The 14,344-nt window shown below is 39.1% G+C and carries 12 protein-coding genes and 1 tRNA gene; 6 read left to right on the forward strand and 7 right to left on the reverse strand.

The annotated features are described in order from the left end of the window. Positions 1-53: 53 nt before the first annotated feature. Positions 54-1,583 carry a peptide MFS transporter gene (locus L1283_RS15825; RefSeq protein WP_145328722.1) on the forward strand — a complete coding sequence of 510 codons (1,530 nt, stop codon included), beginning with the start codon at positions 54-56 and terminating at the stop codon, positions 1,581-1,583. A 78-nt stretch (positions 1,584-1,661) separates the two neighbouring features. Here the strand turns inward: L1283_RS15825 and L1283_RS15830 are convergent, their stop codons facing one another. Beyond that, entirely contained in the window at positions 1,662-2,654 is a 993-nt protein-coding gene (locus L1283_RS15830; protein ID WP_075994021.1) for an acyl-ACP desaturase, read from the reverse strand. 190 nt (positions 2,655-2,844) lie between these two features. On the opposite strand from L1283_RS15830, the gene L1283_RS15835 reads away from it, so the two are divergent. Beyond that, positions 2,845-4,068 carry a cysteine desulfurase gene (locus L1283_RS15835; RefSeq protein WP_115046806.1) on the forward strand — a complete coding sequence of 408 codons (1,224 nt, stop codon included), beginning with the start codon at positions 2,845-2,847 and terminating at the stop codon, positions 4,066-4,068. Between the two features lie 12 nt (positions 4,069-4,080). Then, the gene (locus L1283_RS15840) at positions 4,081-4,500 is read left to right on the forward strand and encodes a SufE family protein (RefSeq protein ID WP_075994020.1); all 420 of its coding nucleotides are present in this window, start codon (positions 4,081-4,083) and stop codon (positions 4,498-4,500) included. A gap of 75 nt (positions 4,501-4,575) precedes the next feature. Here the strand turns inward: L1283_RS15840 and L1283_RS15845 are convergent, their stop codons facing one another. The 4 genes from L1283_RS15845 to L1283_RS15860 all read right to left on the reverse strand — a co-directional run bounded on the left by L1283_RS15845 (position 4,576) and on the right by L1283_RS15860 (position 7,351). Continuing rightward, entirely contained in the window at positions 4,576-5,400 is an 825-nt protein-coding gene (locus L1283_RS15845) for a VOC family protein (RefSeq protein ID WP_115046808.1), read from the reverse strand. Positions 5,401-5,423: 23 nt separating this feature from the next. Next, positions 5,424-6,353, reverse strand: coding sequence for a DUF1801 domain-containing protein (locus L1283_RS15850; protein ID WP_145328720.1), 930 nt, complete (start codon positions 6,351-6,353; stop codon positions 5,424-5,426). An 8-nt stretch (positions 6,354-6,361) separates the two neighbouring features. Beyond that, positions 6,362-6,790 (reverse strand): DUF1801 domain-containing protein, encoded by a 429-nt coding sequence (locus tag L1283_RS15855; protein WP_088162799.1) that lies wholly within the window; start codon positions 6,788-6,790, stop codon positions 6,362-6,364. Between the two features lie 108 nt (positions 6,791-6,898). Further along, positions 6,899-7,351 carry an SRPBCC domain-containing protein gene (locus tag L1283_RS15860; RefSeq protein ID WP_115046812.1) on the reverse strand — a complete coding sequence of 151 codons (453 nt, stop codon included), beginning with the start codon at positions 7,349-7,351 and terminating at the stop codon, positions 6,899-6,901. 381 nt (positions 7,352-7,732) lie between these two features. Between L1283_RS15860 and L1283_RS15865 the strand changes: the two genes are divergently transcribed. After that, positions 7,733-9,631, forward strand: coding sequence for an alpha-L-fucosidase (locus tag L1283_RS15865; protein ID WP_088162798.1), 1,899 nt, complete (start codon positions 7,733-7,735; stop codon positions 9,629-9,631). 417 nt (positions 9,632-10,048) lie between these two features. On the opposite strand, the gene L1283_RS15870 is transcribed toward L1283_RS15865, so the two are convergent. Together L1283_RS15870 and L1283_RS15875 are read right to left on the reverse strand one after the other, a co-directional pair. Next, positions 10,049-10,121, reverse strand: a tRNA-Lys gene (locus L1283_RS15870). 266 nt (positions 10,122-10,387) lie between these two features. Continuing rightward, complete coding sequence (locus L1283_RS15875; RefSeq protein WP_046671762.1) at positions 10,388-11,341, reverse strand: acetyl-CoA carboxylase carboxyltransferase subunit alpha; 954 nt, start codon at positions 11,339-11,341, stop codon at positions 10,388-10,390. A 160-nt stretch (positions 11,342-11,501) separates the two neighbouring features. On the opposite strand from L1283_RS15875, the gene L1283_RS15880 reads away from it, so the two are divergent. Next, positions 11,502-13,688, forward strand: coding sequence for a glucoamylase family protein (locus L1283_RS15880; RefSeq protein WP_088162797.1), 2,187 nt, complete (start codon positions 11,502-11,504; stop codon positions 13,686-13,688). A gap of 97 nt (positions 13,689-13,785) precedes the next feature. Then, positions 13,786-14,307 (forward strand): OmpA family protein, encoded by a 522-nt coding sequence (locus L1283_RS15885; protein WP_075994015.1) that lies wholly within the window; start codon positions 13,786-13,788, stop codon positions 14,305-14,307. Positions 14,308-14,344 lie beyond the last annotated feature (37 nt).

Here is a 14,344-nt window from a genome sequence, read left to right on the forward strand (position 1 = left end):
AAATATATAAGCTTCTTTTACGAAAGAAGCTTTTTTGATTAATATAAATTAGTATGGAGGTTAGTACAAGGGAATCGCTAGAAGAGATTCAAAATTTTGACGGAAAGTACCCAAAGCAAATCTGGAGTTTGTTTTTTTCCGAGATGTGGGAAAGATTCTGTTTCTATGGTATGCGCGGTATGTTGGTGTTCTTTATGATCACACAATTAAACTTTGCTGAAAAGGATGCCAATTTACAATATGGAGCGACACAGGCATTTGTTTATGCGTTTACATTCATAGGTGGGCTGTTTGCAGACAAAATTCTTGGTTTTAGAAAATCTTTATTTTGGGGTGGCTTATTGATGATCGTAGGGAGCTTATTTCTTGCTGCAGATCCGCATAAGTATTTCTTTTTTGGTTTATCATTTATCATAATAGGTACCGGTTTTTTTAAACCCAACATATCGACGATGGTAGGCGAGCTGTATAAAAAAGGTGATGTTCGTCGTGATGGTGGTTTTTCGTTGTTTTATGCGGGAATAAATTTAGGTGCATTCTTAGGCGGATATATCTGTGTTGCGATCGGTAAAGGATATATGCTGACGTCAATTATTTCTGAGGGACATCGTTGGAATGTTGCTTTTGGCTTGGCGGCGGTAGGAATGTTGGTTAGTTTAGTGAATTTTCACTTTACCAAAAGGCATTTAGGACCAATAGGACTTCAACCAGGGGATCCTGAGGCCATAGTAAAGACGAAGGCATTACCAAAATGGGTAGAATATGCTGTATATATTGCCACGTTGATTTTTATCCCTATTATTCAGATCATGGTGTCAAAAACGCAGTATACAGACTATTTTATGTACACAATTGGCCCATTGACGCTGTTGTATCTTTTCTATGAAATGTCTAAAGTGACTGCTGAAGAGCGGAAGAAATTAATTGCTGCCCTGGTGTTTATTCTTTTCTCGATTATCTTTTGGGGAATATATGAGCAAAGTGGCGGTTCCTTAAGCATCTTTGCTGCTAAGCATTTGAATGATTCTTTATTGGGCGTTATGACGCTCGATCCAAATGGTGTTAACAATTCAGGTGGAGCGTTATTTATTATTGCATTAGCACCTCTTTTTGGCCTTTTTTGGATTTGGCTGGGCAAGCGTAAACTTGAGCCAAATACCATTATTAAGTTTGGTCTTGGTTTTGTTTTCTTGGGATTAGGTTATTATGTTCTATTTGCTACGCGTTTATTCGCTCACGATGGTATGACCTCATTGGATGTCTTTACCCTTGCGCTGCTTGTTATTACCGTTGGGGAGCTTTGTCTATCACCAATTGGTCTTTCCATTATGACGAAATTGTCTCCGGCGAGATTGCAAGGTATCATGATGGGAATGTGGTTCTTGGCGAGTGCTTACGGTCAGTATGTAGCAGGTTTGATCGGTGCTAGTATGGCCGAAGCTAAGGAAGAAAGTTCATTGGCGGATAAACTGGTGACTTATACAGAGAGTTATAAACAATTAGGCTTATATTCTTTGATTGCTGGTGTGGTGCTTATAGCCTTGTCGCCTGTTGTGCGTAAATTGATGGGTAACGTGAAATAAGCGGTAATAATTTTGACACAGTAAAGTTATTCTTTCAATATAAAAAAAGCTTGATTTAATAATCAAGCTTTTTTTATATCAATAAATCCATTTGAATTTATAATCTTTTTCTGGAACCTTCATCCGATCAGCCAGTCTAGCCAAACGATCGGGTAGTTTTAGTAGATAATCTCTCGCTTTCTCACCTTTATCATTCAGGCCAGTAACTTGATCTATTTTCCACTCACTATTCAGCTCTTTCAAGATATCCACGTAGTCCAAAGCAGTATATACTCCCAATCGTTGGGCCGCGTCCGAGAAATGTGCAAATGCTTCTCCTTGGGGCTCGCCTGCTTCTCTTAAGAACTGGGCTGGCATAACGATTTTTTTACGCATCATATCCTCAAATGCAATCATGACTTCACTCGGGTCTACTGTGATTGCTTTTGAAATAAAAGACATATAGGCTTTGGCATGGCGTGCTTCATCAGATGCGATGACACCACACATTTTTGCCAAAAGTTTATCTCCGCTTTTTTTAGAAAGCCCAGATACACGACGGTGGGAAACGTTGGTTGCCAATTCCTGAAATGAAGTATAAATAAAATTCCGGTAAGGGTCTGCACCAGTACCGATATCAAAACCGTCTTGAATAAGATATTGTGTAGACATTTCAAATTGGCGCATGTCTATTCTGCCTGACAAATAAAGGTATTTGTTCAACAGGTCACCGTGGCGGTTTTCTTCAGCTGTCCAAGCGCGTACCCATTTCATCCATCCACCCTGTTCGTTTTTGTCAACATCTTCTACCATGGTCAACCATGATTCGTACGTTGGAAGGGCCTCTTCGGTGATGGTGTCACCAACTAATACTGCGACTAAATCATAAGAGAGTTCTTTTGCACTTTCCTGCAACTCTTTTACTTCCTCAAAAAAAGTGTCCCTGGAAGAATCTGGAAGAAAATCGGCAGGTTGCCACATGTCTTCAACAGGCTTCAGGTATTCGCTCATCTCATTGAGCATGAACGGTTCCAAATAGGCCATCACTTCTTTACGTGAGCCTTCTGGTAAATTTAGAGGTAATTCTTGCATATCATTACAAAGGTAACTAAATAGCATCAATAAATTATAAAAGCGAACTATAATTGTTTAAAATGCCAAAAATTACTTTTTTGGCTGAGGATACCTTGGAAAACCGACATTGATAATGACATAAAAAACAGATTGGTCAGCCTGTATTCGATAAAATACTATTAACTTTGTATAAATTATTTAGACGACGTTGGAAAAATTTAATATAGATAAAATACGTGCCGATTTTCCGATTCTGAAGAGAGAGGTCAATGGTAAACCATTGGTTTATTTGGATAACGGCGCGACAACACAGAAGCCGAGTTCTGTTATCAATTCGATTGTACATTATTATACAGATATGAATAGTAATGTGCATCGGGGCGTACATTATCTTAGTCAGATATCGACGGACGCTTTTGAGGTGACTCGGAAAAAAGTTCAGGCTTTCATCAATGCTGCTGAAGATAAGGAAATCATTATCACCAAAGGAACAACAGATGGAATAAATCTGATTGCAACTTGTTATGGCAGAGCTTTTATCCACGAAGGTGATGAGATTATTATCTCAGCGATGGAACACCATTCTAATATTGTGCCTTGGCAGATGCTTTGTGATGAAAAGGGCTGTAAAATTCGGGTTATTCCGATGAATGATAAAGGTGAGCTCGATATGGATGCCTATAGCAATTTGTTTAATGAGAAAACCAAATTAGTTGCTGTAACCTATGTTTCAAACTCCCTCGGGACAATCAATCCTGTGAGCGAGATGATTTCAATTGCTCACCGACATGGTGCAGTTGTATTAGTTGATGCTGCACAAGCGGTTCAACATATACAGATTGATGTTCAAAAGCTTGATGTAGATTTTCTGGTATTCTCCGGGCATAAAATGTACGGCCCTACTGGAGTTGGGGTGTTATACGGTAAAGAGGACTTATTGAACGCGATGCCGCCTTATCAAGGTGGTGGAGATATGATTAAAGAGGTTACTTTTGAAAAAACGACCTATAACGAACTGCCCTTTAAATTTGAGGCGGGTACGCCCAATATTGAGGCCGGTATCTGTCTGAACGAGGCTATCGATTATATCAATTCAATAGGTCTGGAAAATATCGAGGCCTACGAGCACGATTTGTTGCAGTACGCTACGGAGAAGTTGGCTGAAATTCCAGGTATGCGGTTTTTTGGAACGGCCGAGAAGAAATGTTCCGTTATTTCATTTGTAATCGACGGCACGCATCCTTATGACGTTGGTGTGATCTTGGATAAATTAGGAATCGCTGTGCGTACAGGCCACCATTGTGCCCAACCTGTCATGGATAGGTTTGGCATCCCGGGAACTATTCGTGCTTCTTTAGCCGTATATAATACAAAAGAGGAAATAGATATTTTGGTCGCTGGTATCCAACGCGCGGTCAATATGTTGGTTTAATAAAAAATAGGTATGACCATTAATGAAATACAGGATGAATTAATTGAGGATTTTGCTTTCTTTACGGATTGGATGGAAAAATATGAGTACATCATCCAGCTGGGAAAAGAAGTGCCTCTAATTGATGAACAATACAAAACAGATGAATATATCATCAAAGGATGTCAGTCCAAAGTATGGCTTTTCCCGGAAATAAAAGATGGAAAAGTGTATTTTACGGCAGATAGCGATGCGATTATCACAAAAGGCTTGGTGAGCTTAATGGTCAAAGTGCTATCTGGACATAGCGCCAAGGAGATCGTTGATGCCGATTTATATTTTGTAGATAAAATAGGGTTAAAAGAACATTTGTCACCGACAAGGGCAAATGGCTTGCTATCCATGATTAAACAGATGAAATTGTACGCATTGGCCTTGCAAGTGAAAGCTTAAAAGGGGATTATTTATCCCCTTTTCTTAATACTATTTTACATAGCTCTTATCCTCAGCTTGAGGTTCCTCTTGAAATTATCCTATGAGCTCCTCGATAATGATTTTTTTCATTTTCATGAGCGCTTCATTCGCCTCCGGTCGCTGTAGTAATGTTGCAATTTGTTCGGGTACGATCTGCCAGCTTACGCCGAATTCGTCTTTACACCAGCCACACATGCTCTCTTTACCTTTTTTCGTGATATTATTCCAGAAATAATCAATTTCCTGCTGATCTTTACAGAGGATGGTGAGTGAAATACCTTCGTTAAACGTGAAAGTTTGAGGAACTCCGCTATCCATTGCCATGAGCGTAAAATCCCGGACTAAAAATTGGGTATGTTGGATTGATCCGATATATTCACCTGCTGTGTATTTCATGATCCCATTGCTTCGAAAATCATGAAATAATTCTGCATAAAATGCTAAAGCCTGTTCACAATTTCCCTGTTGCTCTCCGCAATACATTAAGGTTGGTACAATTGCCTGTTGGTTGGTGTCGCTTAGTTTACCGAGGTATAATTGCCAATTGACACCAAACTTGTCGGCCAGCCAGCCGTAGTAAGGGCTCCAAGGGTAGGAGTTTAGTGGCATTAAGGTATTGCCGCCCACAGAAAGTGAATTCCAGATACGATCAATTTCCTCTTTGCTTTCGCAAATGGCCATAAATGATATGGAGGGGTTGGGTTTGAATATGGGACCTCCATTTATTCCAATAAATTTTACACCGTTTAGGACAGCTTCAATAACGATGGGAGAGCTATTACTAATATGGCTTTCGGGGAAGATGCGACAGTAAAGATCAAAAGCTTCCTGCGCGTTTTGATCGAACCAAATGGATGGGATAATTGAATTATTCATCATTTTCTTTTTGTTTTAGCATTCACCTATTTGTATTTGTCGTTTAAGCCCTTTTTAGCGAGGACCAACGGCTTAATTTTTTCAAGACGGGATTGTTTCGTTTTTTCTTGCTTGGCCTCATCGATGTACTCGATGTATTCTTTCTGTTTTCCTGGTGTTAAAGCCCGGAAACTTTCCTCGAAGGTCGGATCTGCCTGTAGCGCTTCTAATAATAGACCAGTGGGGGGCTTCGTTGGAGATTTCGTTGGTTTGAGCTCTTTTCCCTCGTCAATGGTTTGGATGGATTCTTGGATATAGGCGGCTATTTTTTCGACATCCATATCCATAACGTTTTCAAAGCGCCATTGTCGTAATGCTTTCGTTTTTCCTTCGGAGGCACTGATGAGATGTTTATCCGGATCGGCTAAGAATACACCATTATAAAACCAAAGGGAAAAGAAATTTTTAAAGCCGCCCCAACCGATGACATTTTTTCCTTTATGAGTATAGATGTAACTCCCCCATTTGAATTCCTTTTTTAAGGAAGTTCGCAGGATGATTTGCTGCATGAGTTCTTCGGCCTCCTGCCAGTTCCCTCGGCTTTGGTACCAATTAGGGCCTTGTTTGTCTTTAAGCTTATCAATATTAAAATTGACAATATCGGTAATTATTGGTATTGGAATCGGTTGATCTAAAGGGATTTGTATCGCACCTTTTGTGGTTTTAAAATTTTTGAGTTCTGTAGCGAAGTGCGCAATAGCAGCTGGTCCTGGATAGAGGCCCAAATGGTTTTTGTTCATCGCAAAATGGATGATATTACCCTTGTATCTGAAGGTCGGCATTTGATAGGAGATCGTTTCATCTGCAGAAGGAGGGACTAGGCCAGCAATAAGCTGTCTCACCTTGATCAGATATTCTTTTTTTTCCTCTTCAAATTGATTGATATATTCGTCTATTGTTGCGATGCTCGTTGCCATAATTTGTGCTATTCTTTGATTCTCGTATACTTATTCTCAATAAACTGTATCGTTTCGGACATAAGCTGATGGAGTATCTCTATATTGATGTCGCTTAATTTCTTGATGTATATGCAAGCTTTGCCTATTTTGAATTTCCCTAGCTGATCGACCAAATGTCGGTGCTCATCGGCACCGGTAAATACATAAAGGGAGATTGCTGATTTTCGGGGACTAAATCCGATCAAAGGAGCATAGCCTTCATGCCCACTTGCATAGGTATAATGATAGTTTCCAAATCCGATGATAGTTGGTCCGTACATTTTAGCCGGCTCACCCGTTGTGGTTTCCATAAGTTGTATCAGTGTTGCACTATCGATTTGTTTTTGTGGGTCGTCAACTGTTTTTATAAAGTCTTGGACAGATGCTTCGGTATATGCCGTTTTATTTTTTGCCATGTATTAGTTGAAGTCTTTTGCCGGATATTCGGATAACTTTAATTGAATATCTTTAATTGAATATATTGTGTTTGAAGTAATTCGATGAGCAGCTATTTTTAGATAGCACTATTTTTGGAACATAAAATCGAAAGCTCCAGTTCTCAGATTGATATCGTATTCTAGATAGGCTTTCATACACGCTAAAAAGTTGGCCCAACCTTCTGTTTGTCGCATCATAATCAGAATTCCATCTGCATCGTTGTTCATTTCGTGTTCTGTAATCTTTATGACCGTCGCGCTTTCTCCGAATGTGGATAGTGTGATTTCTACCAGTTGATTGGGAAGTCCCCCGCTCCAGTCAAAAGAGATATAAGAATTGGGGCTGATGGTTTTTCCTGTCACGGGAAAACTGTCGGGAAATTCTGGAAATGTCCATTCTACCGTTTTATCTGTCTCTAGACGTCCAGTTGAAGATTTTATAAAATAGTGATTCATTCTATTAGGATCTACAATAGCCTCAAAAACTTCGTTGATTGGTCTCTGAATTTGGATGCTGGCTTTGGCGGTTAGTTTTTCCATATTAATTTAAAGTTTTAGACAAATATTCAATAAATACAGATAGCTTGTATCTGATTATGTTAAAAATATTTAAAAGATCTTTTGGTGACCATGGAGCAATCTATTGCTTAGATCACTGTTTATTTATTTTAAGATGTATATACGATATAAACATCCTATTAAAGAATAGGTTTTCTTTTTTGGGACTCGGATCAATATTTCCCCTAAAACGAACGAATTGTACACTTATAAAATGTAGTTTTAGATTATTTTTGATTATAGTTAAAATCGATCCTATATTCCTTCCATTAGGTCGCCAGGAACGATAATTCAATAAATTTAGAAAGGGTGTCTGTCTGAAATCTTTCAGGTTGGATTTGCCATCTTCATAAAACCAAAGTTATGTTTAAAATCAAGTGTTTTTTTCTTTTTATACTTTCTTCGGGAATATTGTTTTCGAGCGCACAGATTAAAAATGTAAATGAGGGCAATGAGGCTTCAAATATGTTTAATGATGCGACAGCACGTGATAAAAATGCGATTGTTGAAGCAGAAACTGGTTGGTGGAAACAAGCTGCATTAACTCGTGAACAACGCCTAGAAAAATGGAAGGTAGCCTCATTTGGGATGTTTGTTCATTGGGGTGTTTATTCTCAATATGGAAATATTTGGAAGGGGAGGCCGGGAGGGGGCTATGCGGAGCATCTGATGCGTGTGATGAAAATCCCACGTACTGAATACCTTGATTCTGCACGTAGATTTAATCCTTTAAAGTTTGATGCAGAGGAATGGGTATTGTTGGCAAAAAATGCAGGGATGAGATATTTTATCATCACGGCTAAGCATCATGATGGCTTTGCGATGTACCCTTCCGCATTTTCAAGTGATTATTCATTGTCAAGCACCGCATTTAAAAGGGACCCATTGGCGGAATTAGCAGTAGCCTGCCATAAACATGGGCTTTTGTTTGGATTCTATTACTCGCATGCTTTTGATTGGGAGCATCCGGATGCTCCGGGCAATGACTGGGATTACAGTAATCCAGGTGGGGATAAATTGTTGGGTGGTACAAATTGGTTTGACAAACATCCCGAATGGTTGACAAAGGCCAGGCATTATGTGGATCAAAAGGCGATTCCACAGATTGAGGAGCTTATTCAGCGCTATCATCCGGATTTGTTGTGGTTTGATACACCTCATAAGTTGCCGCTATCTGAAAACCTGAGAATTTTAAAAGCTATTCGAACAGCAGATCCGAATATCATAGTCAATGGTCGATTGGCCCGTACAGAGGAAAAGAATTATGGCGATTATCTGAATACGGCAGATCGACCTGAGGAGTATTATCCAGTTGCTTCTGGCGCTTATTGGGAGGCCATACCAACTACAAATGAATCTTATGGCTATTCGTCGACCGATAAGAGCCATAAACCGACCGCTCATTTTATCAAACTCTTAGCGAAGGCTAGGGCCATGGGTGGGAATATTCTAATGAATATTGGCCCAAAAGGTGACGGAAGCATCGACAGTGCTGACGTCGCAATTTTAAAGAGGTTAGGTCACTGGATGCGGGGGAGTAGTGAAAGTGTCATTGCTGTTGGACCATCTCGTTTACCTCGTCAGCCCTGGGGAGTCATTACACAGCGTAAAAATACCCTGTATTTACACGTTTTCGAACGTCCTCTACGGAATGATCTTATTGTCGGCGGACTGATTGCTAAGGTTAATTCTGTTTCGTTACTGTCGGGAGAAACGATCAGAAAATACAGATCCGAAAAAGATGGACTGCATATTCCTATAGATCAAATTACGTCTCAGGAGGATGACCTGGTTGTGGTGGTGCAATTGAAGGATACGATAACGAATCCAATAAATCCTGATTTAATGTATGTGGATCATAATATCAATAAAAACCGGCTACTGACCTTTTATGCAAAACAGATAGGTAGTCCGATGAAGTTTGGAGATGGTAAAAGGAATCGCTACTATGTGACGGGGTGGACTAGTTTAAATCAGGGTTTGAGATGGGAAACGAATGTGTTAAATGGCGGACGCTTCAAGGTGGCTATCCGGTATGTGAAAGATGTTGCAGGTACGGGAGGGAAGCTCGGCTTAAATTTAGGGGGGAAGAATACGGATTTTACAATAGATCCGTCGTCTGCTGTCAGTTTGCATGACAATCAACTTGAATTGGGTACGGTGCTATTACCAAAGGGCAAGCAAGTGATTGAATTACGTGCCCATACTATAGCGGGGGGCGAAATGGTGAAGTTTTTGGAAGTCATATTACTGCCCGAATAATTTGTATTGAGATCGGTGAGCATCTGTCGATCCTTTGTTTAAATCTATCTCGGTTTAATTTCCTCTAAGTCTCGCATACCAACTTATACCTAATAACAATTTTCAATCAATTTTTAGACAGTGATTGCTCAGTGATTATTCAGTCTATACTGAACTATCACTGAGCAATCACTGAACGAGCACTGAACAAGCACTGTAATAAAAGCGAATTTCGTCCCTACTTGATCCTAATTTGTGCAGCTAAAAATTAAAAAAGAAAAGGACTACGCTTAGATAACAAAACGATCGTTATTGTGGGGTAATAGAACATTTTGGGATGTAGATTAACATGTTCCGATCAAACCCTGTCTACACTTCTTTCGGGTTCAAATACCGATAAAGCAAAAAAAGCTAATCGTAAGATTAGCTTTTTTTTTGTGATCCCGCTGGGATTCGAACCCAGGACCCATACATTAAAAGTGTATTGCTCTACCAGCTGAGCTACGGAATCCTTTCTGTTTTTGAAAGTGATGCAAAGGTAGAAAAATAAGTTATTTGCGCAAAATGTTTTTGTCTTTTTTATTGATTAAAGTTGTAACTATTTAAAAATTACCGAATTATTTTTTATTAAAAAAGTCTTTTAGAAGCTTGTGGATAGGATTGATTTGTATGGAGGCTGTTTTTTGGAACGAGGAGGTGTATTTTTAATGCAGGATAACCATAAAAAAAGTCAGCTAACTGCTGACTTTTTTATTTTTTAGGGTTGTATTGCTAACATTATTCAGTTACCACACCCATTTTGCTAAACTTATCAATTCTTTCAGTAACTAATGTATCGCTATCTTTAGCCGTCAATTCAGCAAGATCTTTCAACAGCTGGCTTTTTAGATTAGCCGCTGCTGCCGCGGGATCTTGGTGAGCACCACCTAGCGGTTCAGGGATAATACCATCAATCAAGCCGTTGCCCAACATGTCTTCTGAAGTCAATTTTAATGCCTCAGCGGCTTTTTCTTTATGATCCCAGCTTCTCCATAGGATAGAAGAACAAGATTCAGGCGATATGACCGAATACCAGGTATGTTCCATCATGTAGACTCTGTTTCCAACGCCAATACCCAAAGCTCCACCTGAAGCTCCTTCACCAATAACAACGCAAATGATTGGAACTTTCAATACAGCCATCTCCATGAGGTTGCGTGCAATCGCTTCACCCTGTCCGCGTTCTTCAGCTTCAAGTCCTGGATAAGCACCCATCGTATCAATTAAAGTGATCACAGGTTTATTGAACTTTTCAGCCATTTTCATTAAACGTAGGGCCTTTCGGTAGCCTTCAGGATTGGCCATTCCAAAGTTGTGGTATTGACGCTCTTTGGTGTTTTTACCTTTTTGATGACCGATGATCATAACGGCATTACCATCAATAGAAGCCATACCACCGACAATCGCTTTATCATCCTTAACGGTTCTGTCACCATGCAACTCGATAAATTCGTCGCAGATAGCTTCTATATAATCATAAGTCTGAGGGCGATCCGGATGGCGTGACATTTGAACGTTCTGCCAGCCTGTTAAATTGCCGTATATTTCTTTTTCAGTAGAAGCAAGCTTTTCTTCAAGCTCACGAACGGTTGCGCTCATGTCAACTTGAGTTTTTTCGGCAACTTGAGTTACCTTTTCAATTTGCAATTGCAAGTCTGCAATTGGCTTTTCAAAATCAAACGTGGTTTTCATATATCTATTTTATGAAAATATTCAGAGGGCTAATTTAGCGCATTTTTTCTGAAATTAAAATTAGGGAGGATAATATCATTGGAATTCCTTTGTTACATTTGCGTTATAATCGTACTGGTGGCTTAGTTTTTGATTGTAGGCCTGTGAAAAATGTTGACTTATGCTGAAAAAATATTTTTACTTTCTTTTGTTACTGATCTTACCTACACTTGTTCGATCAGAAAGTTATCCTGAGGTTTTATTTGACAATAGTGTTATCAACGGGAGTTATGCTAAGAGTATCGCTCATTATACTGGTGAATCATGGATCCAAAATGTGAGCTATAGCCTACCGGTTTCCGATAGTTTGTTTTTTACGCCAGGCAATTCGCTTTCTTTGCGGTACGTTTCTTCTCCTAATGGTAAATGGGAGGCAAGTATTTTAAACGATAAACAGAAATTTCCCTATTTAATTGCTAAGGATGATCAGCTAACTTTTAAGCTTTTTATTCAAAGCAATACTGAAAAGGGACAATTGCCAAAAGTCACCTTACAGCAAAATGATACAAGGACAAATGCTGTGGATATCGCAAATTATATCGATGATTTTGCTTATGATACCTGGCTTAATGTTTCCATTCCAGTCGCCAAATGTGTAGGAATTTCATTAGGGAAGCCTGTTTCGGCTTTAATTCTTGAACAGAATGGAACTGCACTGCAGACAAATCAATTATTTATCGATCAAATAGAGTTTTTGCCCAAAAACTATCCAAAGGTAAGACTGTCATCAGCAGCTATCTTATCTAAGATCAGTTCCGTGGATAAACAAGTCGAGTTGGTCTGGCAATTGCCGCTAACACCAAGTATTCGCTACGTGAAAATCTATCGTTCGGAAGATAAACTCAATTTTCAGCCGATAGCAATTTTACCCATCTATGTACAGAAGTCGCTAGATAGGGTAAATGAATATAACAAATCTTATTATTATAAGATCGCTTGGGTAGACTATAATTATGTTGAATCTCCTTTTTCTGAGGTTAGGGAGGTACAGACAAAAAAAGGTACGGATACGGAGATGTTGAATTTTATCCGGAATGCTCATGTGAATTATTTTATAGACAACTATGATGTGAATAGTGGTATGTTTCTGCCTGATCGAGGCAATAGGCAGGCTATTGTATCTACAAATGAAACTGGCTATGCGATCTTGGGCCTACTTGTGGCAGGAGAGAATAACTTGATCTCGCGACAAGCTCTTTTAGTCAGGTTAACACGGATTGTAAAATTTTTGAGCAGTGCACAACAACATCAAGGGGTCTTTACAGCGCTTTACGATGGCCGGTCGGGGGTGCCTTATTATCGCGATTCAATTCCAACGTACGATTTGCGCGGAACCTCCCATATCATGGAATCGCTTTTAATCGCCCGGCAATATTTTTCTAAAGAAGATCCCGAGGAACAGACGTTGAGAAATAATATTACGAAGCTCTGGGAACGCATAAATTGGAACTATTTTACCGACGCACAGAATCCTGATGTACTCTGGAATAAGTGGTCGCCTGTAGACAGTACAGCTAGATCGAGGCCTTTGGGGGGATTTAACGAGAGTTTGGGTACCTATTTACTAGCGATGTCTTCACCTACCCACCCTTTAGCTATTTCAGCTTATATCAATGGATTTGCAACCAAACATCAAGGCAACGAATTGTATTTTGGGGATGACTCCAGTGATTTGGCTCCTGAACTCAAAATGAAATTAAATGATTCTTTGGCGCTTTCAATAAGTGCAAACCCTTTAATTGGCGATAGGGGAAATGCCGGAATTTCGATCTACTCCGACGACAAAGTTATTTTTGCCAAGAGTATTGCAGGCGGCAGTTTAAATGAATCATTGATGTCTGTCTATCGTCCCTTTTTGATTATGGATCCTAAAGGGAAAGTAGATGACTTTGTAGATTACAAAAAATATTTATCGAATTATATTCTTGCCTATAAACGGAGAGATAATGAAATGAGTATAGGGACACGATTTACCGATATTTGGGGAGTGGAAAATGTGGAAGATACCTATCAGGGGTATTTGGTGAATCCTGCAATAGCTATTGCAGCTTACCCATTTGAAAAGGAGATTGGTCTAAAAGCATTACGTAAATTTTACGAAGAATACGCTGATGTGTTATTTACACAATATGGTTTCAGAAGCTGGATTGATATTAAAAACAACGATGTTTCTGAAAGTTATCGTGCGAGGAATCAGGCAACGATTGCTGTGATGATCGAGAATGCAAATTCAGGCATGATTTGGAAATTGTATGAAAATATTCCTGAGGTAAAAAAGACTTTAGAAAAAGTATATACCAAGAAATAGATTTGTTACGTTAGATATGACGTAGAAGGGATGTCATATTGGACTTTTTTCGCTATATTTACTTGCTTAAATCGATATTAAATACGTTAGAAACGACATGCTTAGAAAAATTAATTTGGGAATTTTAACCTTATGTGCAAGTTTATCGTTATTTTCCTGTAAACAACAAGCTATTGTAGTCAATCCAGGTGCAGTTGTAACAAAAGATGGAACTGATGATGGTTTGAAAAATGTGAAGAAGGATTTTAATGACGCGAAAAGAACTGATGAAGGGATTAAGTTTAGTATATCGTCTGATTTATTGTTTCCAACAAACTCTTCTTACCTATCTGAGAAGGCAAAAACTGAAGTTAGTAAATTGGCGTTGATCTTGAAGGAAAGTAATAATAAGATCAAAGTTGATGGGTATACTGATGCTACGGGTACTGTTGAGTATAATCAGTGGCTTTCCGATAAAAGAGCGGCGTCTGTTAAGAAGTTCTTGGTAGATTCAGGGGTTGCTGAATCACGCATTACGGCAAAAGGTTTCGGTCAGTCAAATCCAGTTGGAGATAATAAAAGTCCGGAAGGACGTCAAAAAAATAGAAGAGTGGAAGTTACTATTTTAGATAAAAAATAGTTTATCAGACCAATTCTTAATATAAAAAAAGCGAGAT

The sequence above is a fragment of the Sphingobacterium sp. HSC-15S19 genome, assembly GCF_050433745.1.
Classification (GTDB): domain Bacteria; phylum Bacteroidota; class Bacteroidia; order Sphingobacteriales; family Sphingobacteriaceae; genus Sphingobacterium; species Sphingobacterium siyangense.

Excerpts from the sequence above, each read along its gene's own strand:
- L1283_RS15825 (WP_145328722.1), top strand. The coding sequence starts at position 54 with ATGGAGGTTAGTACAAGGGAATCGCTAGAAGAGATTCAAAATTTTGAC.
- L1283_RS15830 (WP_075994021.1), bottom strand. The coding sequence starts at position 2,654 with ATGCAAGAATTACCTCTAAATTTACCAGAAGGCTCACGTAAAGAAGTG.
- L1283_RS15840 (WP_075994020.1), top strand. The coding sequence starts at position 4,081 with ATGACCATTAATGAAATACAGGATGAATTAATTGAGGATTTTGCTTTC.
- L1283_RS15845 (WP_115046808.1), bottom strand. The coding sequence starts at position 5,400 with ATGATGAATAATTCAATTATCCCATCCATTTGGTTCGATCAAAACGCG.
- L1283_RS15850 (WP_145328720.1), bottom strand. The coding sequence starts at position 6,353 with ATGGCAACGAGCATCGCAACAATAGACGAATATATCAATCAATTTGAA.
- L1283_RS15855 (WP_088162799.1), bottom strand. The coding sequence starts at position 6,790 with ATGGCAAAAAATAAAACGGCATATACCGAAGCATCTGTCCAAGACTTT.
- L1283_RS15860 (WP_115046812.1), bottom strand. The coding sequence starts at position 7,351 with ATGGAAAAACTAACCGCCAAAGCCAGCATCCAAATTCAGAGACCAATC.
- L1283_RS15865 (WP_088162798.1), top strand. The coding sequence starts at position 7,733 with ATGTTTAAAATCAAGTGTTTTTTTCTTTTTATACTTTCTTCGGGAATA.
- L1283_RS15875 (WP_046671762.1), bottom strand. The coding sequence starts at position 11,341 with ATGAAAACCACGTTTGATTTTGAAAAGCCAATTGCAGACTTGCAATTG.
- L1283_RS15880 (WP_088162797.1), top strand. The coding sequence starts at position 11,502 with ATGCTGAAAAAATATTTTTACTTTCTTTTGTTACTGATCTTACCTACA.
- L1283_RS15885 (WP_075994015.1), top strand. The coding sequence starts at position 13,786 with ATGCTTAGAAAAATTAATTTGGGAATTTTAACCTTATGTGCAAGTTTA.